The organism is Streptomyces sp. ALI-76-A, from assembly GCF_030287445.1.
GTDB lineage: Bacteria > Actinomycetota > Actinomycetes > Streptomycetales > Streptomycetaceae > Streptomyces.
Genome location: NZ_JASVWB010000004.1, coordinates 187,002 through 207,925, shown reverse-complemented (window position 1 = coordinate 207,925; position 20,924 = coordinate 187,002). Strand labels below are relative to the sequence as shown.

The window sequence follows — 20,924 nt, the reverse complement described above, 5'->3', positions numbered from 1 at the left end:
CGCGCTGGAGGCAGGTCGGTCCCCCGCGCTCGGTGGGGGCCGTCCACCAGGCCCGGCTCGGGTCGGTCCGCCGGCGGAGCGCGGGTTTCCGCCGGCTGCCCGCGGGTCAGTCCGCGGGCAGCAGCACCCCGGGGTTGAGCAGCCCGGCCGGGTCCAGGCGCCGTTTGACCGCGCGCAGGGCGTCCGCACCGAGGGCGCCGGCTTCCCGGACGTACCAGTCGCGGTGGTCGGTGCCCACGCCGTGGTGGTGGCTGATGGTGCCGCCCGCGGCGAGGATCGCGTCGTTCGCGGCGTGCTTGGCGGGGGTCCAGTGGGCCACGGGCTCGTCGCCCTGGGCCGAGACGACGGTGAAGTACAGCGAGGCGCCGTTCTCGTAGACGTGGGAGATGTGGCACATGACCAGGGGCGGGGTGCCCGCCTCGGTGAGGGTGGCGGTGAGCGCTTCCCGGACGGCCGCGTACAGGCCGGGGACGCGGGACCAGAAGGCCGCCGTCTCCAGGGTCTCCACGAAGGCCCCGGCGTCGAGGAGGGAGTCGCGCAGATAGGGGGTGGTGTAGCGGCCGTGGGCCCAGCGCCGTCCCGGTTCCGCGCCGAGGGGAGTTCCACCGCAGTCGCGCAGGATCTCGGCGGCCCGGTCCCGGCGGTACGCGGTGTCCTCCTCCGTGCCCTCGAAGCCGGCGACGGCCGTGCAGCCGTCGGGCCGCGGTGGGGATGAGGAGCCGTCGGCCTCCCGTGCCGACGGGAGGCCGTCGGGCCGCGGCGCGGGCGAGGTCCCGAGGGCGTCGGGCTGGGCGAGGCCGACGAGGGTCTCGGTCTCGTCGGACAGCCGCAGGACCGTGGGGCGCGGCCCGTCCTGGGCGAGCCGGCGCAGGGCGGCGGTGCCGTCCGCGAAGGAGGCGAAGTGCCAGCCCTCGTAGCGGCGGAACTGCGGGACGGGGCGGATCCGGACGGTCACGGAGGTGATGACGCCGAACGCTCCCTCGGAGCCGAGGATCAGCTGGCGCAGGTCGGGTCCGGCGGCCGAGCGCGGGGCGCGGCCCGTGTCCAGGGTGCCTTCGGGGGTGGCGAGGGTGAGTCCGAGAACCATCTCGTCGAAGCGTCCGTACCCCGCGGACGCCTGTCCGCTGGAGCGGGTGGCGGCGAAGCCGCCGATGGTGGCCCACTCGTAGGACTGGGGGAAGTGGCCGAGGGTGAAGCCGTGTGCGGCCAGGAGTTCCTCGGCCTGCGGGGCGCGCAGGCCGGGCTGCAGGGTGGCGGTGCGGGAGACCGGGTCGAGGGCGAGCAGGCGGTCCATGCGGCGCAGGTCCAGGGCGACGAACGCGCTCCGCCGGCCGGGGGTGAGGCCGCCGACCACGGAGGTGCCGCCGCCGAACGGGACGAGGGCCAGGTGGTGCTGGGCACAGGTCCGCAGCACCGCGAGCACCTCGTCGTGGCCCGCCGGGAGGACGACCGCCGCCGGGACGTCGTCGACGTCGCCGTCCCGTATCCGCAGCAGGTCGGGGGTGGACTTGCCGCGGGTGTGCCGGATCCGGGTCTCGGCGTCGGTGCGCACGTGTTCCCCGCCGCCGACGGCGGCCGACAGGGACCGCAGCGCGGCCGGGGGCAGCGACGAGGGCGGGACGGGGATCTCCGCGAGGGTGACCGGCCGCGTGCCGCGCGGCTGGACGCCGAGCAGGTCGCGCAACAGCCCGGCCACCGTGTCCGGCAACGGCTGGGCCCTCGCCGGGTCGCCCCAGCCACTCCACAGCATGTCCATGCCTGTCGTCCTCACGGTCGGTCGATTCCAGTACTGCCGTCGCACGGGCCCGTCCCTGGGGTCCGGGCCGTCCGGGCGGTCCCGAGCGGGTTCCCTCCGGGTCGCGGCGCGTTACACTGTGACACATGACGCCTATTCGTCACAACAACGCGCACGACGCGGTCCTCGACGCGGTACGCGACTGCGTCCTGGCCGTCGGGGTCCGCCGCACCACGCTGACCGACGTGGCCCGCCGCGCCGGGGTCTCCCGGATGACCCTGTACCGCCGCTGGCCCGACGTCCGGACCCTGGTCGGCGATCTCATGACCCGGGAGTGGGTCGGCGTGGCCACCCGGGCCATGCCCGAACCGCGCCCCGGAACGGACGCGCGGACGCTGATCGTCGACGGGCTGGTGGCCGGGGTGGAGGCCTTCCGCGCCCATCCCCTGTTCCGCAAGATCGTCGACGTCGATCCCGAACTGCTCCTGCCCTACGTGCTGGACCGGCGCGGCGCCAGTCAGATCGCCCTGCTGGAGCTGCTCGCCGAGGCGCTGCGGGACGGCCACGCCGACGGGTCGGTGCGCCCGGGCCACGTCGAGCGGCAGGCACGCTCCGTGCTGCTGATCGTGCAGTCCTTCACCCTGTCCCTGCGGACCATGACCGACGAGGACGACGCCGAGCTGACCGGCGCGGCCTTCCTCGGGGAACTGCGGACCGTCCTGGAGAGGACCCTCACACCATGAGCCCGAGCAGTGGCCCGGGCGGTGGCTCGAGCGGTGGCCCGGGCAGCGGCCCTCCGGCCTCGCCGTCGTTCCCGTCCCGGTCGTCCTCGTCCCGATCGCCGTCGTCCGGATCCTCCCCGTCCCGGTCGTCGTCCCTGTCCGCCGCCCGGCGCGCGCGTGAACTGGCCGCCACGGTCGAAGGACCCGTCGTGGACGTCCTGGTCGTCGGCCTCGGCGCGACCGGCGCGGGAGCCGCCCTGGACGCCGCCGCCCGCGGCCTGGACGTGGTCGCCGTCGACGCGCACGACCTGGCGTTCGGCACCTCCCGCTGGAGCTCCAAACTCATCCACGGCGGGCTGCGCTACCTGGCGTCCGGGCAGCTCGGTGTGGCGCACGAGAGCGCGGTCGAGCGCGGGGTGCTGATGGAACGCACCGCGCCGCACCTGGTGCGCGCCCAGCCGTTCGTGCTGCCGCTGACCGGGCTGGTCCCGCACGGCCGGGCCGCCCTGACGTGGGCGGGTCTCCGGGCCGGTGACACCCTGCGCCTGGCGGCCCGCACGGCCCGGGCCACCCTGCCCGCACCGCGCCGGCTGTCCGCGGTGGAGACCCGCCAGCTGGCTCCGGCGCTGCGTTCCGGCGGCCTGCGCGGCGGCCTGCTGTCCTGGGACGGCCGCCTCACCGACGACGCCCGGCTGGTGACCGCGCTCGCCCGCACCGCCGCCGCGCACGGTGCCCGTGTCCTGACCCGTGTACGGGCCCTGGAACTCACCGGTTCCGGTGCCCGGGTGCGCGACGAACTCACCGGCCAGGAGGGCCACATCCGCGCCCGCGCGGTGATCAGCGCCGCCGGCGTGTGGGCGGGCGGCCTGGTCGACGGCATCCGGATACGGCCGTCGCGCGGCACCCACCTCGTCCTGCGGGCGGAGCACCTCGGCCCGCTCCCCACGGGCCTGCACATCCCCGTCCCCGGGGAGACCAGCCGTTTCGTCCTCGTGCTGCCCCAGGGCGACGGCCGGGTCTACGTGGGGCTCACCGACGAACCCGTCGAGGGCGACGTCCCGGACGTGCCCGAGGCCCCCGAGACGGACATCGGCTTCCTGCTCGACGTCCTCGGCTCCGTCCTGGACGTCCCCGTGCGACGCGCCGACGTCGTCGGGACGTTCGCCGGTCTGCGCCCGCTGCTGGACACCGCGGCGCACTCCGGTACGGCGGCCCGGACCGCCGACCTCTCCCGCCGGCACGCGGTGCTGACCTCACCCGACGGTGTGGTCACCGTGGTCGGCGGCAAGCTCACCACCTACCGGCGGATGGCCGAGGACGCCGTCGACGCCGCCGTCGCCGCCCGCCGCCTCGACGCCGGCCCCTCCCCCACCGCCTCGCTCCCGCTCGTCGGCGCCGCGGCACCGCACGTCCTCGGCGGCGTGCCCGCACCCCGGCGCCTGCTCACGCGGTACGGCACCGAGGCCGCGGCCGTCCACGCCCTCGGCGCGACCGATCCCCGCCTCCGCGAGCCCGTGGCACCGGGCCACCCCGTCACCCGGGCCGAACTGCTGTGGGCGGTACGCCACGAGGGAGCCCTCGACGAGTCCGACCTCCTGGACCGCCGCACCCGGATCGGCCTCGTCCCCACCGACCGCGCGGCAGCCCTGGAAGCGGCCCACGAGATCACCGCCGAGGCGATGGCCGAACGGGGTTGATGCCGGGGCCGTCGGGCGCCGTAACCCCCGGGCGCCCGGCGCCTGGCGCGGCTGCCGGTACGCGAGCTGAGACACCAGACCACCATCAGGGCACGTGGCCTGGGGAGTCGTGGGGCGCCCGGCTCGCGGGTGTCACTGGTCGGACGCGGGCTGAGACACCGGGCCGTCCGGGCGCCAAGCCCTCGGGGGCCGCCCCGGGCGCCGGTCCGTCAGCTGTCGTCGCGCCGGATTCGCCACACGTTGTCGTCGCGGTGGCCCTCGGTCCCCTCCGGGGAGAGGCTCGGCCTGCGCACTGTTTCGAGGGTGTGCACGGTCCAGTCCGCGTCCGGGAGCGCGAGGCCCGCCAGCAGGCCCTTGAGCGTGGGGAAGTCCGCTTCGAAGGGAGCCTCTTCCTGCCACGACGGCCATCCCGCGTGCATGACGACGAGGAGGGTGCCGCCCGGCGCCACCGCGGCGGCCGCCCGCGCCAGCACCCCGTCCTGGTCCAGCGGCACCGGGGACTGCAAGAACTGGGCGCTGACCAGGTCGAAGGACCCTTCGGGGAACGTCACGCCCAGTTCGTGGCGCTCCCACACGACGCGGTCGCCGACTCCGGCGTCGGCGGCGTGGCCGGCCGCGCGGTCCAGGGCCGTACGGGAGACGTCGACTCCCGTGACCCGCCAGCCGCGCGAGGCCAGCCACACCGCGTCGGCCCCCTCACCGCAGCCCAGGTCGAGCGCGCTGCCCGGCGCGAGGTCGCTCACCTCACGCACGAGCAGCGGATTGGGGCGGCCGCTCCAGATACGGCCACCGCCCTGGTAACGGGCCTCCCAGAACTCGGCGGCCCGGGTCGGACGGATGGGATGCATGGCGCCTCCTGCACGGAACACGACGGGTCATCACGGGAAGCCTCCGCCGTGACGGGCCGCCGGAGCAATCCAAGTTGCCGATACCGCAACAAGGACGGCGCCTGGGACGGCGGCCCCGGGCTACTCCGGTTCCCGTCGCCGCACAGCCGCCTCCACGTCCGCCTGGACCTCCTGCCGCGGGCGGCCCCGCTCCTTCGCGTACTCCGCCAGCGTGGACCGGGCGTCACGGTCCAGGTCGCGCCAGGCACGCAACGCGGTCTCGTACGTGGCGGTCTGCTGCTGGGTCCACAGGTGCTCCGTGGGCGGGCCGAACGAGTGCCGCAGTTCTTCGACCCGGTTGTGCGCCTGGTCCGCCGCACGCTGTTTCGCCACCAGCTCCTCGAACGCGTGCGTCGTGTGCTCAGCCATCGGCGAGTGCCCGGAGCCTGTCGGTGGACCCGTTGAACTTGTCGTGGTCGCCGACGGTCGGGCCGGTGGAGGTGTACTGCCACATCGTGTACGTGTTCCAGCCGGTCGGCAGCGTGCCCGCGGTCGAGGCGTAGCGGGCGATCCACAGCGGGTTGGCGGAGGCGAAGCCGGCGTAGTCGCCGGTGCACTGGGTCCACCAGCTGGTGGCCGTGTAGATGACGGCGTCCCGTCCGGTCCGCGCCTTGTAGCGGTCCAGGAAGTCACGGATCCAGGCGGTCATCGCGCTCTGCGACTTGCCGTAGCAGGCGCCGCCGTACGGGTTCCACTCGATGTCGAGGGCGCCGGGCAGCGTCCTGCCGTCCCTGGACCAGCCACCGCCGTGGTCGACGAAGTAGTCGGCCTGGGCGGCGCCGCCGGCGGTGTCCGGGGTCGCGAAGTGGTACGCCCCGCGGACCATGCCCACGCCGTACGAGCCGCCGTACTGCTGCGTGAAGCGGGGGTTCCGGTAGGAGGTGCCCTCGGTCGCCTTGGCGTAGGCCCAGCGGACCCCGCTGTTCCACAGGGTCGGCCAGGCGACGTCACCCTGGTAGCTGGCGACGTCCACGCCCTCGGTCTGGGTGGCCCGGGTGGCGGCGGGGACGCCGCCGCGGCCGTCGTGGGCGAGGACGCCCATGCCCATGAAGGCGGAACCGCGGGCGGGGGTGGTGGGTTCGCCCGCCGCGGAGGCGGCGGGCGGGGGGAGGTGGACGGAACAGGCGGCGAGCAGGGCGCCGGCCGCCAGGAGACGGGAGCGGCTCAGGGCCGCGGTGATGGATATGTGCACGGGATCCATCTGAACCGCGACCCGCTCCCACGGCTCGGGCTACTGATCCGTGGGAGTGAACGCCGCCCCCGTCAGCGACTCACGCGGATCCGCGCCTGCTGCGCATGAACAGTACGAAACCGCAGATCAGCAGTACTCCTCCGGCTGCGGCCGGCCACAGCTGCGTGCCGGTCTCGGCGAGGTTGCCGCCGACCGCCTGCGGTTCGGTCCGCGCGCCGCCGGAAGGCTGCGCCACGGCACCGACCGTCGGTCCCGCGGTGACCGCCTCGCCGATGTCCTGGGCCTCGACCTCGTTGCCGGGCTCGGTCGGCGCGGCGTCCGCGGTCGGGGCGGTCGAGGGGGAGGTGTAGACCTTGGGGTCGTCGCGGCCGGGTTCGACCGGCGAGTCGTCCTGCGGCGCGCCGGCGCCCGGCGTTGCGGCCGGGGGCAGCGCGGTCTCCTCGTCGCCCGCGCCACCGGGCTCGGCGTTCCCGTTCCCCTCGTCCGGGGCGTCCGAGGCGGGCGGCGTCGGCTGCTGCGTCGGCTCCTCGGTGGGCTCCTCCGTCGGCTCCTCGCCCCCGCCGGAGCCCTGGTCCCCGCCTCCGCCGGAACCGTTGTCACCACCGTTGTCACCACCGGCGTCACCACCGTTGTCACCACCGGCGTCACCACCGTTGTCACCACCGTTGTCACCACCGGCGTCACCACCGCCCGCGCCCGCGTCGCAGTTGCGGCCGTCGTTGATGCAGTCGACCATCTCCGCCATCAGGTCCTCACCGAAGACGTTGATGAAGTCGCCGTGGTCGGTGACGGGCTTGTGCAGCTGCTCGGGGAAGGAGTCCACGGCGAACAGCGGGGTCGTGCGGCCACCGTCCTGGAGGCTCGGCGCGTCGACGTCGTAGACGATGCGCTGCACCAGCTGCGGGATGGCCTGGAAGCCGGCCGGGCAGGAGCCGTCCGCCTGCGCGAACGCCACGTGGGTACGGTGGTTGGCGCTGTCGATGTTGCGTCCGTCCCAGCAGCTCTGGAACTTGAAGGTGCGCACCACGTCACTGCCCTGCGGGCACAGCGGGTACTTGTCCTTCAGCTGCCGGTCCTCGAACCCGGTGCAGCTCCAGGACGCGTTGGCATTGGCGGTTCCGTTGACGAACGCCTTGGCGTCGCCGGTGATGATGCGCAGCAGCCGCGGCATGGCCGTGACCTTGCCGCGCGGGTTGCCCACGAAGGTGAGGGTGGCCTGCTTGGGGGTGACGATCTCACCGGCGTTGCCCTCGATACCGCCGCCGGGGGCGTCGGCGTCCTGCTCCTGGGTGCCGTTCTGCAACCGCAGCACGGGCCAGAAGTAAGAGGACTTGTCATCCTGGTCCGCACAACTCGTCTCGGCGTTCGCCAGGTCGTCGTCGCTCGCGAAGGCGTCGTTGGACTGGTTGCCGACGTAGTCGTGGAAGTGGTGGGCCCCGTTGGAGACGCCCGGGGCGACGATCACGTTGTCCGAGTTGAACAGGCCGTTCTCGTTCACTCCGCAACTGGTGGCGAAGGTGCCCCGGGAGCCGCCCCCTTGGGCCTGCGGGCCCTGCGCGGCGGGCTGGACGGTGGTGATGTCGGCGTAGTCGCCGGCGACGGGACCGTTGCCGGCCTGACCGCCGTTGCCCTGCTGGCCGCCGTCCTGGCCCTGCCCGCCCTCGGCGTCGTCGCCCTGCTCCTGACCGCCGTCCGCCCCGCCGTCCTGGTTCTCGGCCTTGCGCAGAGTGCAGGGCGCGAGGGTGTCGAGCCCCTCCGGCCGGTCCCCGACACGGTCGATCGCGGCGGCGATCCGCTCGATCGTCGCGGCGCGCTCCTCGCCCAGCGGATCGGTGATCCCCTCGGCGACCGCGTCGTCACTGCTGAACCGCGCGGCGGTCGCCGGGTCCTGGAGCCGCTGGTAGGCCTCGGCGATCTGCTGGTCCAGGAAGGCGAGTTCCTTGTCGACGTCCACCCGCGCCTCGTCCGGCACGGTCGTCAACTCGGCGCCGACGTCCGGGCAGTCGATGGTGGCGGCTCGCGGAGCCTGCGCACCCGGCTGCCCCTCGCCCTCGCCTCCCTCGGTGGCGGACGCGTACACATTGACGCCTACCAATCCACCACCACCCACCATGAGTGCCACTGCGGCAAAGGTCGCACGTCGTGCGCCTGTCGGGCGTCTGCGCCTGTTGCGTCCCACGGAAGTAACTCCTGCGCCTGTCGACCGGTCGAACATGGAAATCCCCCGCCCCATACGCACGCCGGTCCCCAGGTGTTCAACCGTCCCGGAAATTCACAGAAACCTCCTACGAGATCTTGGAAACCCCGAACGGACGGCCCCGAACGAACGGCCCCGGACGGACAGTCGGCCGGGCGGGCCGGCGGCCGCGTCCGCATGGTGGACAGCCCGTCGGGTACACGGGAGTTCCACAGACGTGCGAGGGAAGGGAAGGGCTCGTGACGGTGAGGGAAGAGCCGGGAAGCACCGGCCTCGGCACACTGGAACCGGGGACCAGGCAGCGCGGGCAACTGCGCACGCGCGTCGCGGACATCGCCTGGACGGCCCTGTGTGTGGTGCTCGCCCTGTGGGCGGTGTGGAGCGCCGTGGGCCTCGCGCGTGGCGTGACGGCGTGGGCGTACTGCGCGGTGGCCTGGGTGCTGTTGGCCGTCGCGCTGGCCCTGCGGGTCGCGGCGATCCGGCGCCGGACGCGGCTCTAGCCGGAGGCGGTATCCGTGGAGAAGGTCAACTTACTGCTGGCCAGGAACCTGTGGCTCCAGGTCGTGCTGTCCGTCCTGTGCGCCGCCGCGGTCGTCCTGGTGCTCTTTCCGGGCAGCTCGGTGGGGTCGGTGCTGCTGCGGCTCGCCGTCTCGTCGATCGGCGGGGTGATAGTCCTGGTAGTCGTCCGTTCCCGGGAGAAGCGTGCGATCGGGGGCTCGTCCGCGGACGTCGTCTCCCTGGACGCCAAGCTGCGCAAGGGCGATGTGCCGTCGGCCCCCGAGGAACGGCGGGCGATGCGTGAGCTGGTCGGGCAGCGGCTGCACCGCACCCGTCACCGGCGGGCCGCGCTGGTGATGCTGTTCGTGCTCGTCGCCATGGTCGTGGCCGGCACGGCGCTCACGGCCCAGCCGCGGGCGAGCGTGGGCATAGCCCTGCTCAGCGGGGTCTTCCTGGCCTGGCTCGCCTGGTTCGGCCACGTCCAGATCCGCCGGCTGCGCTACATGGACCAGGCTCTGAGGGACGAGCGGCGGCCCGCCGCCGAGCGAGCGGACGCGCCCGGCCGGTGAGCGGCACGGCGGGGCCGGTCACCGGCGGTCCGTCCCGCGACCTGGGATCCCTCTCGCGACCGGCCCGCGGCCCGGGCCCGTCCGCGCGACGCCCGCGCCCCGCGCCCGTCCTCGCGCCCGGCGGTCCGGGCGACCGCCGGGCGGACGGTGCCGGTCAGTCCGCCGTGTCGTCGACGTGCAGCCGGACCTGCTCCTCCAGCCGCCGCAGGCTGCTGTCCAGGGCGTCGTGCACGGCCTGTCGGCCCGGATCGTGGCCGGCGTCGAAGAACGACAGGTGCACGGTCACCTCGCTGGCCCCGCTGTCGAGGCCGGCGACCTGGAGCCATCCGGCGTAGCTGCCCTGGTCGCGGGTGCCCCATTCGAGGCGCAGTTGCTCGGGCCGGGCCTGCAACAGGGCGCGGGTGTCCTCGCCGTGGCGGTCCTCGTGGACTGTGACGGCCGGCGGGTCGCCGGCGCGCACGTGCAGCGTGCCCGGCAGCCACTCGTCGAGCTGGTCCACGTGGGCCGCCTGGTCGAAGATCTGCTCGGGCCGCGCCGGCATCGTACGGGAACGTTCGTACTCGGTCATGGGGTCCACCGTCCGTCCGGTCGTGGCGTTCGGCAGGACGCGTTCCCGGTCTGCCGGAACCGAACCGGATCGGCCCCGGCGGCGACCGGATCGGCCGTCGGCCGTCCGTGTCCGCCGCCGGGGCGTCGAATGAGCCGGCCTCCGGCGGGGAACCCGGCCCCCGCAGCGTTGTCCCTGTCCGACATCCGAACGTCCCAGGAGGGTCCATGAGTCTTCTCCGTCTGGCCGGCCGCCCCTTGCTCGCCTCCATGTTCGTCGCCGGCGGCCTGAACTCCGTCCGCAACCCGAAGGAGGTGGCCCCGGTCGCCGAGCCGGTCGTACGCCCGGTCGCCGAGCGTGTCTCCGCGCTGCCGGACCGCACCGAGCAGGTGGTACGGCTGAACGGGGCCGTGCAGGTGGTGGCGGGTGCCCTGCTCGGCATGGGACGTGTGCCCCGGCCGGCGGCCCTGGCCATCGCGGCCACGCTCGTGCCCACCACCCTGGCGGCCCACCGTTTCTGGGAGGCCGAGGACCCCACCGAGCGGGCCCAGCAGCGGATCCACTTCCTGAAGAACATGTCGATGCTCGGTGGTCTGCTCATCGCGGCCGACGACACCGGCGGCCGTCCCTCCGTGTGGTGGCGCAGCCGCCACACGGCCCGCGGTCTGCGCCGCGACGCCCACCTGGTGCGCCGCTCGGTGCGCGCCACGGCACGGCCCGCCACCGCGGCCGGCCGGGTCCGCGCCAAGCTGCCCGTCTGACGCACGGGAACCGACCCGGAACGGGTGCGGGGCGCGGGCCCAATGGCCCGCGCCCCGCACCCGTGTATGGGCGACATGGCCCGCGCCCCGCACCCGTGTATGGGCGACATGGCCCGCGCCCCGCACCCGTGTATGGGCGACCCGGCGACTCACGTCACCCGCTCACGCCTACCTGGTGACCACGTGCCGCTCGTCCGGGACGCAGTGGGTCATGGTGAGCCCCTCGACGTCCCGCGGCGGGTTCTTGCCCAGGTTGGCCAGACGCTCGCGGTCCTCGTCGGTCAGGTCCTGGGACGCCAGCGGTTCGAGCCCGGCGACGTCCTCGGGGCTGATGCCGAGCCCCTCACCGACCCTCAGTCCCAGGTCGTTCTCGACCAGCAGGAAGTGCCAGACCATACGTTCCTGCACCGGCCGGTCGCACTGCGACAGCAGGTTGACGAAGTTGCCGACCAGGTCGTCGCGCTCCCAGTCCTCCATCAGCAGGTAGCGCTGGCCGGCCTGCAGGTAGTCGTTGGTGCGGGGGATGCGCTTGCGGGTGAGCCGCCCGACGATCTCCGGCCCCTGCTCGTCGTGCGTGGGATACGCCGCCTCCCGCAGGCCGCCCCTGATCGAGGGCTCGTAGTTGACGTCCGGGTTCTCGCCTCCGCCGTCCTGGTGGTAGGCCATCATGCCGTCGCGCTGGTTGGTGCGGACGTTGGCGTTCTTGGCCTGGTTCACCGGGAGCTGGAGGTAGTTGGGGCCGACCCGGTAGCGCTGGGTGTCGCTGTAGGAGAAGGTGCGGCCGACGAGCATCTTGTCGTCGGAGAAGTCCAGGCCGTCGACGAGGACACCGGTGCCGAAGGAGATCTGCTCGTTCTCGGCGAAGTAGTTCTCCGGCATCCGGTTCAGCACCATCTTGCCCACCGGCTTGGGCGGGAACTCCTGCTCGGGCCAGGTCTTGGTGTCGTCCAGCGGGTCGAAGTCGAGCTCCGGGTGGTCGTGGTCGTCCATCATCTGGACCAGCAGTTCCCACTCCGGGTACTCGCCGCGCCCCACCGCCTCGTACAGGTCCTTGGTCGCGTGGCCGAGGCCCTCCGCCTGGACGTTCGCGGCGTCCTCCTCGGTCATGCTGCGCACGCCCTGCTTCGGCATCCAGTGGTACTTGACGAGCTTGGTCTCGCCGGCCTCGTTGACCCACTTGTAGGTGTTGACGCCGAATCCCTGCATGTGCCGGTAGTCCGCCGGTATGCCACGCGGGCTGAACAGGTTGACCAGCATGTGCATCGCCTCGGGCGTCTGCGACATGAAGTCGAAGATGCGCCGGGGCTGCTGCTCGAAGGTCACCGGGTCGGGCTTCAGGGCGTGGATGACGTCCGGGAACTTGATCGCGTCCCGGATGAAGAACACGCCCAGGTTGTTGCCGACCAGGTCCCAGTTGCCGTCCTCCGTGTAGAACTTCACGGCGAAACCGCGCGGGTCACGGGCGGCCTCGGAGGAGTCCCGGCCGCCGATGACGGTGGAGAAGCGGACGGCCAGGTCGGTGCGCTTGCCGGGCTCCTGGAACAGCTTGGCCCTGGTGTAGCGGCTGATGGGCTCGTCGCCCCAGGCCCCGTACGCCTCGAAGTAGCCGTACGCCGTCACCCCGCGGGCGTGGACGACGCGCTCCGGGATGCGTTCCCGGTCGAAGTGGCTGATCTTCTCCAGGAACTGGTAGTTCTCCAAAGTGGCCGGGCCGCGGGCGCCGACCGTGCGCTGGTTCTGGTTGTCGTAGACCGGGTGCCCCTGCCGGTTGGTGAGCACCTCACGGTCGTCGTCGGGGGCGGGTCCCTTGCTCGAGACGTCCGTCATGTTCGTGGGCTCCTTCGACTCGTGGCTGCGGTGACAGGAGACCGGACCGTGCGGCGGTCGCCGACCGGCCGGTCACAGCCGGAGGCTCCGGGTACCCGGAGCGCGGGCTCCGTCACACGCGCGCGCGGGATCGGCCGGATCTTCGGGTTGTGGCAGCGTGCGGCAAGGCAGGTGCGGCCAGGGCGGCGTTTCGGCGCCTGCCTGGTCGCGGCCCGTCCGGCCGGCCGGTGTCAGAGCGGGTGCCCCTGTGCGGTCAGCCAGCGGTGGACCGCCTCCTTGTCCGCGGGGGTGATCCGGACGGAACCGTCGACGTGGGGGCCCTCGTCCTCGTTGAAGCCCGTGTCGGTGACCCGGGCGGTGACCCAGTGCGCGAGGTCCTCGGCGGCCCCGGCCGGCAGCGAGCCCCGCTCCCACCCGGCGCGGGCTTCGCGGGCCGCCGCGGCGTCGTGCCGCTCCGTCTCCTCGAGCCAGGCCGGTACGAGCCGCTCGACGACCGCGTACTCCTCCGCGTGCTCCGTCGAGGGAGCCGGCTGATGTTCGCTCCTGTGCTCCATGCGGTCCGGGTGCCCGGATCCGCCGTCCCGAAAGACCGGTCCGGGCACCTCGCGCGTCGTGTTCCGCACACCCGGCGCCGCCCCGGCCCTGCGGCGCTCCGGACGCCCCGCACCGTGTCCGTGTGGCGCTCCGGACGTCCCGCACCGTGTCCGTGTCGAAGACGGCACGCCGGGTACCCGAGCCTCGCCGTCATGGTCCCGCGCCCACGGGCCCCGGACGCGGGCCGGGCGACGGGACGATCAGAAAGGGGACAGCGATGGCGCAGCACGCCGACGACAACGCTTTCGACCAGCGCGCCGGCGTCGCCGAGCTGCGGCTGGCGACAGGAGATCCTGAACTCGTGCCTCAGAACCAGGTACTCACGGGCGAACTGCCCCTCGACCGCAACCAGGCGATCCTGCAGGCCGCCAAGCAGGTCGGCGCGATCCTGAAGCGGGCGGGGCATCCGTTCGCGCTCGCGGGCAGTGTCGCCGTGTACGCGCACGGAAGCACCCAGAACCTCCAGCACGACGTCGACTTCTGCATCCGCCCCGAGGACGCCGAAGCCGTCGCCCAGACCCTCCGTGAGGCCGGACTCCAGGTGTTCACACCGCCGGAGGACTGGCTGCTGAAGGCGAACTGCCTCGGCCAGCAGGTCGACATCATCTTCGAGCTCGCGCACCAGCCCGTCACCACCCAGATGCTGGACCGGGCTCACGAGCTGTCGGTCGACTCGGTGTTCATGCCGGTGCTGGCACCGACCGACCTGGTGCACAGCCTGCTGTCCGCGTTCTCCGAGCACCACTGCGACTTCGGGGCCGTCCTCCCCATCGCCCGCACCCTGCGCGAGAAGGTCGACTGGGACGCGGTGCGCGAGGCCTGCGGGGACGCCCCGATGCCCGACGCGTTCTTCTACTTCCTGGAACGGCTGGGCGTCATCGAGCCCAGGCCGAAGGAGGAGCAGCGATGAGCGAGCCCGCCGTGCCCCGCCCGGCCGCCCCGCGCGGGGTGGCCGAGAACGCCGAGAACACACAGAACGTCGAATACCGGGTGGCCCACCTGCGTGACCGGCTCGCCGCCGAGGAGCTGGGGGAGCTGGGCGTACGGGCCGAGGTACGGGCCGGAGCGGTGGTGGTCACCGGCACGGTCCCGTCCGCCCAGTGCCGGGAGACGCTGCTGCGGACCGTCCACGAGGAACTGGCCGGGCTCGCCGTGCACACCGACGTCGTGGTGGCGGAGAACGCCTCCCCCGATCATGCCGAGGAGCTGTCGTGATCCGCGTCGCCGCCGTGGGAGACATCCACATGGGACCGGACAGCCAGGGCCTGCTGCGGCCCGCCTTCGACACCCTGCCGGAATGCGCCGACCTGCTGCTGCTGGCCGGGGACCTGACCCGGCACGGCACACCGGAGGAGGCCCGGGTGGTGGCCCAGGAGGTGACGGGGCTGCCGGTGCCGGTCGTCGCCGTCCTCGGCAACCACGACCACCACGACGAGCAGCCCGAGAAGGTCACCGCCATCCTCCAGGACGCGGGTGTGACCGTGCTGGAGGGCGAGGGCACGGTCGTGGAGTGCGGCGGAACCCGGCTGGGGATCGCCGGGACGAAGGGCTTCGGCGGCGGGTTCGTCGGCCGCAGCGCCGGGGAGTTCGGCGAGCCGCTGATGAAGGAGTTCGTCCGCTACACCCGGCGCAGCGCGGACGGACTGCGCATCGCCCTGGAGGACCTCGAGGGGCAGGGGTGCGAGGTGCGGGTGGCGCTGACGCACTTCTCCCCGGTGGCCGACACGCTCGCCGGTGAGCCGCTGGAGATCTACCCGTTCCTCGGCAGCTACCTGCTGGCCGAGGCGATCGACACGGCCGGCGCCGACCTCTCCGTCCACGGCCACGCCCACGCGGGCACCGAACACGGGATGACGGCCGGTGGTGTGCGGGTGCGGAACGTGGCCCAGCCGGTCATCCGGCGGGCGTTCAACGTGTACCAGCTGCACACCACCGACTGACCGCGCCGCACGCCACCGGCTGACCGCCGCCGCCCGCCTCATCCGGCCCCGGCCGCGTGGTCGTCCCACGCCTTCCGGCGTACGTCGCCGCGCAGCAGGACCTCCACGGCCGTGCAGGCGAGGGCCTCCGTCGCCGCCAGCAGCACCTCGCGGCCGCGTGCGGACACGGCCGCCGCGGCGAACTCGGGAGTGTGGTCGGAGCCGTCCGGATCCATGATGGCCACGAACGGGTGGATGGCCGGCACCCGCCCGCTGACGTTGCCGATGTCGGAGGAGCCCAGGTACACGCCCGGCGTGGGCGGTGTCACCGTGAGGCCGGCGCGTTCCAGGTGCCGGGCGAACCGCCCGGACAGCACCGCGCTGTCGCGGAAGTGCTCGTAGCGGGGCGTGGCCCGTTCCACCGCGGCCGTCGTGCCCATGGCCCGGGCCACGCCGTACGCGCAGGTGAGCAGCTCCCCCGCCAGGTCCTCCAGGGCCTCGGTCGTCGCCGCGCGCAGACCGAACAGACCCTCCGCGTACTCGGGGACGATGTTCGTCGCCCGGCCGCCGTCCGTGATGATGCCCTGGACGTGCGAGCCCTCCGGGAGCCGTCGGCCGACGACGGCGAGGGTGTTGAACAGCTGGATGAGCGCCGCGAGGGCGTCGATGCCCTCGGTGGGGTTGCCGGTGGGGTGGGCGGCGCGGCCGTGGAAGCCGACCCGGTACTGGGCCTGCGCGGTCAGCGGGGCCCACTGCCAGCTGTGCACGCCGGGATGGAACATCAGCGCGGCGTCGATCCCGTCGAACAGACCCGCCTCGACCTCGGTGACCTTCCCGCCGCCGCCTTCCTCGGCGGGTGTGCCGACGGCCCACACCGTGCCCTCGTCGCCGTCCAGCACGGCCCGCGCGGCGAGCGCGGCGCCGAGTCCGGCGGCGGCGATCAGGTTGTGGCCGCAGGCGTGGCCGAGACCGGGCAGTGCGTCGTACTCCAGCAGCAGGGCCACGGCCGGCCGGGAACGCGCACCCGCCCGCGCGGCGAACGCGGTGGGCAGTCCGGCCACACCGCGTTCGACGGCGAAGCCCTCCCGTTCCAGTTCCGCGCCGAGCAGCGCGGCGGCCCGGTGCTCGTCGAAGGCGTACTCCGGATCGGCGTGCAGCGTCCGCGCGACCTCCCACAGCCGCTCCGCCCGCACCGCCACCTCCTCGCGCACCTGTTCGAGCAGTTCGTCGACGGCATCGGTCACGTGGGCCTCCCGGGTCCTGCGGCTGCGGTGTCCCGGTCCGGGTTCCAACGACCGCCCCGCCCCACACCCCCCTCTCGGTGGCCCGTGACGGCTCCGGCCCCGCGGGGGCCCGGACACCGTCCGGACGCCCTCGTCGAGGATCGCTCCCCCTCGTCCCGCGATCCTCCCGGCCGGTCCGGGGCCGGGCCGTGACCAGGGGTAGGACGGCCCGCGCGGGGCACTCGGGCCGGGTGGCGGGACCGCACCGGAGCCGCCACCCCCCGGCTGGAGGTGAAGGGCATGGGACACGGAGGAGACGTCGTCGACGAGCTGGTGACCGACCACAGGGAGGTCGAGGAGCTCTTCGGCCGGATCGAGTCGCTGCCGTCGGGTGACAAGGACCGCAAGGTGTACGCGGACCAGGTCACCATGGAGCTGGTGCGGCACTCGGTGGCCGAGGAGGCCTATCTCTACCCGGCGGTGCGCGAGCACCTGGCGGACGGGAACGCCCTGGCGGACCGGGAGCTCCAGGACCACGCCGAGGCCGAGCAGATCATGAAGGACCTGGAGAGCCGCGAGCCGGGCGACCCCGAGTTCGACCGGCTCGTCGGACGGCTGATGAGCGAGATCCGCTCCCACATCACCGACGAGGAGGCGAACCTCTTCCCGCAGCTGCGCCTCGCCTGCTCCGCGGAAGCGCTGGACGATCTCGGCGACAAGGTGCGCACGGCCAAGAAGGTCGCGCCGACCCGGCCGCACCCGGCCGCCCCGGACAAGCCCCCGGCGAACAAGCTGCTGGCACCGGGTGCCGGGCTGGTCGACCGGCTGCGGGACACCCTGACGGGACGCGGCAAGCAGGACTGACCCACCCGGATCACATGCTGAGGGGCCCGCCGCGGTGGCGGCGGGCCCCTCAGCATGTGATCAACCGCACTCGGAGGACCAAGTCCCGGACCGCCATGGCCGTTTGGCGGCGGGCACGGCAGCGGTACGGTCCGCGTCGGCGTCCACTCACCCGTCCCGTCTGTCACCATGAGCGCGCCGTATCCCGGCACTCCGGACCGACCGCGCAGCGCAGCCGGCGTTCCTGTCTCCCGCCGATACCCCTGCCTGAGTCTCCGACTCGTCTCCGAGTGCCGCACTGTGTCTTCCTCCCTTTCCCCTGCCCCGCTCCCCCCTGCGCCGGAATCCGCCTCCGCGTCGCCGAAGGGCGCCTCGCGTTCGCCGTGGCGGTCCCTGCGGCACCGGAGCATGCGCTGGTGGTCCGTCGCCAACTTCGTGTCCAACGCCGGTACGTGGATGCAGCTGACGGTCCAGAACCTGCTGGTCCTCCAGATCACCGGCTCGGCCGCCGCGGCAGGGCTGTCCATGTCCGTGCAGGCCGCGCCCGCCCTGCTGATGAGCCTGCTGGGCGGCGCGGCCGTCGACCGCTGGCCCCGGAAGCTGACGGCCTCGATCAGCCAGGCGCTGCTGGGCGCCGTCGCCTTCGTCATGGCGGTGCTCGTGGCACTGGACCGGCTGGACCTGACGACCCTGCTCGTCCTCGCCGCCGTGACCGGTGTCGTCGCCACGGTCGACGGACCGGCCTGCGCCCTGCTGGGCAACGACCTCGTCCCGCCGCAGGACGTCCCGTCCGCGATCGGGGTGGGCGCGCTGGTGCACAGCGCCGGCCGGCTGGTGGGGACGGCCCTGGCCGGCCTGACGATCGGTTTCCTCGGCACGGCCGCCGCGTATGCCGCCAACGGTCTGTCGTTCCTGTTCGTGGCCTCGGTCGTCCCGTTCCTGCGCCCGGCGCCGGGCGCCGCCGAGCCGCCCGGGACGGCGGTGCGTACGGTCGCGGTGCCGCGCGAGGCGGGCTCCGACATGACCGTGCGGCAGGGCCTGGTGTTCTTCGCCCGCCGGCCCCGGCTGGTCGCGCTCGCCGGTGTCACCGGGATCAGCGCGGTCCTCGGCCGCAATTACGGACTCACCCTGGCGGTGCTGGTCACCGGCCCGCTCGCGGGCGGTGCCGAGGCGTTCGGGACCGTCTCCACGGTGCTCGCCGTCGGCGGGATCCTCGGCGCGGTGCTCGGTGCCCGCCTGCGCCGGCCGTCCGTACGGCTGGTCGGCGCACTGGCCGCCACGGGCGCCCTGCTCCAGGTGGTGGCGGGGCTGTCGCCGTCCCTCGCCGTGCTGCTGGTGCTGGTCCTGCCGATGGCCGTCGTGGAGTCCGTCTCCGACACCGCCGGCACGGCCGTCCTCCAGACCGACCCGCCCGCCCGGCTGCGCGGTCGCGTCCTCGGTGTGTGGGGCAGCATCGGCACGGTCTGGGGCCTCGGCGGACCGCCCGCCCTCGGACTCCTCATGGAACTGGCCGGCGCCCGCGGCGCCCTGGTCCTCGGCGGACTGATCATCGCCGGCACGATCGGAACCGGGTTCGCCCTGCGGGCCCGTCGCGCGCCCACGATGGTCCTGAAGACGGAGGAGGACGACCTGCCGGCCCGGACGGCACTGGAGACGGCTGCCTGAGCAGCACGACGGCAAACCCCACCCGACCCCGGCACACACCCCGGACCCGCCTCCACCGCCCTCCCCCGAGCGGGCACATCCGGCCGAGGACGACCTGCCGGCCCGGACGATCAGCACAGCCACCCGCACGGGAGACCGGCACGCCCACCCCGACGTCAGGCGATCAGCATCCGCCCCTGCCCCAAGCGGTTCAGAAGCTGACCCTGGTGCAGTGCGGCCACGGGTGCGAGCAGGTCGGGGTGGCGCAGGAGTGCCGCGGCCCGGCGGTCCGTCTCGTCGGGTGCGGTCAGGCGGCGGAACTCGAGGGCCGCACCGGCGGCCGTGTGACCGTCCTCGGCGACCGCGGTCACCGCGAGGGCGGCCAGTTCCGGGTCGGTGAGCAGGCAGGCCGCCCAGCTCGCGACGACCTCGTCGACCCAGGTCCGCCAGGCGTCCTCGTCCGCCTCCGGAGCGCCCGCGCGGTCCCCGCCGGTGATCCGGTCCAGCCGGGCGGAGCCGCCGGAGCCGGCCATCCGGACCAGCGCGGCGTCCATCGGCGTGGGGTAGCGCAGCCAGGCGGCGACGGTCACGGCCTGCCGGGCCTGTACCTCGCAGAGGGCGGAGGCGAGCGCGCCGCCGCCCGACGGGTAGGCGCGTGTCAGCCACTGGGCGGTCGCCGCTATGAGCGGGGAGAGGTCTGCGAGCACGGCCGTCCGAACTGTTGCGTGGGGACAGGGAGACTGCACAGCACGGTAGCCCGAGGTCAGACCCCGAGGGCATGGCCCGGACCTCGTCGGCGAAGTGGCTTCGGCCACACCGGCCGAGCGGCTCCGGTCGCCTCCGACCGGCTCCGCTCCTACGTCAGGCCCGTCCCCCGTGCCCGGGCGGCGGTGCCGTGCTGGCCCGCAGCACCAACCGGGTCGGCACCAGTGTCGTCCCCCGCTCCGGCCCCTCCTGGCGCACCTTGCGCAGCACCGCCTCCACGCAGAGCCGGCCCACCTCGGCGAAGTCCTGGTGCAGGGTGGTGAGCGGCGGCAGGAAGGAACTCGCCTCGGCGATGTCGTCGAAGCCGATGACGCTGACGTCGTCCGGCACGTGCCGCCCGCGCTCGTGCAGGGCGCGCAGCAGGCCCAGGGCCATCTGGTCGTTGGCCGCGAAGACGGCGGTGCACTCCTCGCGGGCGGCCAGTTCGAGGCCGACGCGGTAGCCGGACTCCGCCGACCAGTCGCCCCGCACCAGGGGCGGCGCGGCACGGCCGGCCTCGGCGAGAGCCCCGCGCCAGGCGTCGGCGCGGCGCTGGGCGGCGAACGAGTCCTCGGGACCGCCGAGATGCCATACGGTCCGGTGTCCCAGGTCCAGGAGGTGGTGGACGGCCGCGCGGCTGCCGCCGGCCTGGTCGGTGTCCACCACCGTGTAGCGGTCGCCCGCGTCGGAGTCGACCACCACGACCTGGACGTGCGGCGGCAGGGTGACGGTGGCCGCGTCCAGGAGGTGGACCTCCATGATGACGATCACCGCGTCGACCGCGAGTTCCTCCAGCCGGGAGAAGGCGCCCCGCACCTCGTCCTGGGTCGGTACGGCGACCGGCAGCAGCGTCACCGCGTACCCCTCGTGCGCCGCGGAGTTGGCGATGGCCTCCAGCGTGCGCACGTTGCCGGTGGTGGACAGCGAGAAGGTGATGACGCCGATGGTGCGGAACTCGCCGCGCTTGAGGGCGCGGGCCGCGCTGTTGGGCCGGTAGCCGAGTTCCTGCATCGCCGCGAGGACCTGCCGGCGGGTCTCCTCGTTCACGCCGGCGTAACCGTTGGACACGCGGGACACGGTCTGCGAGGAGACGCCCGCCAGCCGGGCCACGTCCGCCATGGACGCGCTGGCCCGTCCGCCGCCCCGCGGGCGGCCACGGGCGCGTTTCGGCCCGCCGCCGCTCAGGTCCGCGGGCTCGCCCACCGCTTCCGCGGCCGGCCCGGGCACGCTCGCCGGCGTTCTCTCAGCCGTGTCCACTCGCCGTCCGCCACCTCTCCACCGCTGATCACGTCACCGTTACCCCGGGGACCCTTGACCCCCGTCAA

General features: G+C 73.8%; 21 protein-coding genes. 10 read left to right on the top strand and 11 right to left on the bottom strand.

Annotated features, from left to right (window positions below; all coding sequences use genetic code 11):
• Positions 1–106: 106 nt before the first annotated feature.
• Complete coding sequence (locus QQS16_RS37515) at positions 107–1,756, bottom strand: FAD-binding oxidoreductase (protein ID WP_286067003.1); 1,650 nt, start codon at positions 1,754–1,756, stop codon at positions 107–109.
• Between the two features lie 125 nt (positions 1,757–1,881).
• On the opposite strand from QQS16_RS37515, the gene QQS16_RS37510 reads away from it, so the two are divergent.
• Both QQS16_RS37510 and QQS16_RS37505 read left to right on the top strand, forming a co-directional pair.
• Positions 1,882–2,478 carry a TetR/AcrR family transcriptional regulator gene (locus QQS16_RS37510; protein WP_286067002.1) on the top strand — a complete coding sequence of 199 codons (597 nt, stop codon included), beginning with the start codon at positions 1,882–1,884 and terminating at the stop codon, positions 2,476–2,478.
• A gap of 134 nt (positions 2,479–2,612) precedes the next feature.
• Complete coding sequence (locus QQS16_RS37505) at positions 2,613–4,154, top strand: glycerol-3-phosphate dehydrogenase/oxidase (protein ID WP_286068106.1); 1,542 nt, start codon at positions 2,613–2,615, stop codon at positions 4,152–4,154.
• 209 nt (positions 4,155–4,363) lie between these two features.
• On the opposite strand, the gene QQS16_RS37500 is transcribed toward QQS16_RS37505, so the two are convergent.
• The 4 genes from QQS16_RS37500 to QQS16_RS37485 all read right to left on the bottom strand — a co-directional run bounded on the left by QQS16_RS37500 (position 4,364) and on the right by QQS16_RS37485 (position 8,346).
• A complete protein-coding gene (locus QQS16_RS37500; protein WP_286067001.1) occupies positions 4,364–5,002 on the bottom strand; it encodes a class I SAM-dependent methyltransferase in 639 nt (212 codons plus the stop codon).
• 120 nt (positions 5,003–5,122) lie between these two features.
• The gene (locus tag QQS16_RS37495) at positions 5,123–5,410 is read right to left on the bottom strand and encodes a hypothetical protein (RefSeq protein WP_286067000.1); all 288 of its coding nucleotides are present in this window, start codon (positions 5,408–5,410) and stop codon (positions 5,123–5,125) included.
• Positions 5,403–6,242 carry a lysozyme gene (locus tag QQS16_RS37490; protein ID WP_286066999.1) on the bottom strand — a complete coding sequence of 280 codons (840 nt, stop codon included), beginning with the start codon at positions 6,240–6,242 and terminating at the stop codon, positions 5,403–5,405. Before QQS16_RS37490 ends, QQS16_RS37495 begins: the two co-directional genes overlap by 8 nt.
• Positions 6,243–6,312: 70 nt before the next feature.
• Positions 6,313–8,346: a DUF1996 domain-containing protein gene (locus QQS16_RS37485; RefSeq protein WP_286068105.1), complete on the bottom strand. Its 2,034-nt coding sequence runs from the start codon at positions 8,344–8,346 to the stop codon at positions 6,313–6,315.
• Positions 8,347–8,669: 323 nt separating this feature from the next.
• On the opposite strand from QQS16_RS37485, the gene QQS16_RS37480 reads away from it, so the two are divergent.
• Both QQS16_RS37480 and QQS16_RS37475 read left to right on the top strand, forming a co-directional pair.
• The gene (locus QQS16_RS37480) at positions 8,670–8,930 is read left to right on the top strand and encodes a hypothetical protein (protein WP_286066998.1); all 261 of its coding nucleotides are present in this window, start codon (positions 8,670–8,672) and stop codon (positions 8,928–8,930) included.
• Between the two features lie 15 nt (positions 8,931–8,945).
• Positions 8,946–9,497: a hypothetical protein gene (locus QQS16_RS37475; protein WP_286066997.1), complete on the top strand. Its 552-nt coding sequence runs from the start codon at positions 8,946–8,948 to the stop codon at positions 9,495–9,497.
• Between the two features lie 154 nt (positions 9,498–9,651).
• Here the strand turns inward: QQS16_RS37475 and QQS16_RS37470 are convergent, their stop codons facing one another.
• Entirely contained in the window at positions 9,652–10,065 is a 414-nt protein-coding gene (locus QQS16_RS37470) for an SRPBCC family protein (RefSeq protein WP_286066996.1), read from the bottom strand.
• A 206-nt stretch (positions 10,066–10,271) separates the two neighbouring features.
• On the opposite strand from QQS16_RS37470, the gene QQS16_RS37465 reads away from it, so the two are divergent.
• A complete protein-coding gene (locus tag QQS16_RS37465; protein WP_286066995.1) occupies positions 10,272–10,805 on the top strand; it encodes a DoxX family protein in 534 nt (177 codons plus the stop codon).
• Positions 10,806–10,973: 168 nt separating this feature from the next.
• Here QQS16_RS37465 and QQS16_RS37460 read toward each other — a convergent pair whose 3' ends face one another.
• Together QQS16_RS37460 and QQS16_RS37455 are read right to left on the bottom strand one after the other, a co-directional pair.
• Entirely contained in the window at positions 10,974–12,632 is a 1,659-nt protein-coding gene (locus QQS16_RS37460; protein ID WP_286066994.1) for a catalase, read from the bottom strand.
• Between the two features lie 230 nt (positions 12,633–12,862).
• Complete coding sequence (locus QQS16_RS37455) at positions 12,863–13,186, bottom strand: hypothetical protein (protein WP_286066993.1); 324 nt, start codon at positions 13,184–13,186, stop codon at positions 12,863–12,865.
• 257 nt (positions 13,187–13,443) lie between these two features.
• Between QQS16_RS37455 and QQS16_RS37450 the strand changes: the two genes are divergently transcribed.
• The 3 genes from QQS16_RS37450 to QQS16_RS37440 are packed head-to-tail and all read left to right on the top strand — an operon-like array spanning position 13,444 to position 15,166.
• Positions 13,444–14,136: a nucleotidyltransferase family protein gene (locus tag QQS16_RS37450; RefSeq protein ID WP_286066992.1), complete on the top strand. Its 693-nt coding sequence runs from the start codon at positions 13,444–13,446 to the stop codon at positions 14,134–14,136.
• Positions 14,133–14,441: a BON domain-containing protein gene (locus tag QQS16_RS37445; RefSeq protein WP_286066991.1), complete on the top strand. Its 309-nt coding sequence runs from the start codon at positions 14,133–14,135 to the stop codon at positions 14,439–14,441. The genes QQS16_RS37450 and QQS16_RS37445 overlap by 4 nt, the downstream gene beginning before the upstream one ends.
• On the top strand, positions 14,438–15,166 hold the full coding sequence (locus QQS16_RS37440) for a metallophosphoesterase family protein (protein ID WP_286066990.1): 729 nt from the start codon (positions 14,438–14,440) through the stop codon (positions 15,164–15,166). The genes QQS16_RS37445 and QQS16_RS37440 overlap by 4 nt, the downstream gene beginning before the upstream one ends.
• Positions 15,167–15,204: 38 nt before the next feature.
• Here QQS16_RS37440 and QQS16_RS37435 read toward each other — a convergent pair whose 3' ends face one another.
• Positions 15,205–16,389 carry an amidohydrolase gene (locus QQS16_RS37435; RefSeq protein ID WP_286066989.1) on the bottom strand — a complete coding sequence of 395 codons (1,185 nt, stop codon included), beginning with the start codon at positions 16,387–16,389 and terminating at the stop codon, positions 15,205–15,207.
• A 279-nt stretch (positions 16,390–16,668) separates the two neighbouring features.
• Here QQS16_RS37435 and QQS16_RS37430 point away from each other — a divergent pair, with 279 nt between their 5' ends.
• Together QQS16_RS37430 and QQS16_RS37425 are read left to right on the top strand one after the other, a co-directional pair.
• Positions 16,669–17,232 carry a hemerythrin domain-containing protein gene (locus QQS16_RS37430; protein ID WP_286066988.1) on the top strand — a complete coding sequence of 188 codons (564 nt, stop codon included), beginning with the start codon at positions 16,669–16,671 and terminating at the stop codon, positions 17,230–17,232.
• A gap of 387 nt (positions 17,233–17,619) precedes the next feature.
• Positions 17,620–18,876, top strand: a complete 1,257-nt coding sequence (locus QQS16_RS37425) for an MFS transporter (RefSeq protein ID WP_286066987.1) — start codon at positions 17,620–17,622, stop codon at positions 18,874–18,876.
• A gap of 155 nt (positions 18,877–19,031) precedes the next feature.
• Here the strand turns inward: QQS16_RS37425 and QQS16_RS37420 are convergent, their stop codons facing one another.
• Positions 19,032–19,562, bottom strand: a complete 531-nt coding sequence (locus QQS16_RS37420) for a hypothetical protein (RefSeq protein ID WP_286066986.1) — start codon at positions 19,560–19,562, stop codon at positions 19,032–19,034.
• A gap of 154 nt (positions 19,563–19,716) precedes the next feature.
• Positions 19,717–20,718, bottom strand: a complete 1,002-nt coding sequence (locus QQS16_RS37415) for a LacI family DNA-binding transcriptional regulator (protein ID WP_286068104.1) — start codon at positions 20,716–20,718, stop codon at positions 19,717–19,719.
• Positions 20,719–20,924: the final 206 nt, after the last annotated feature.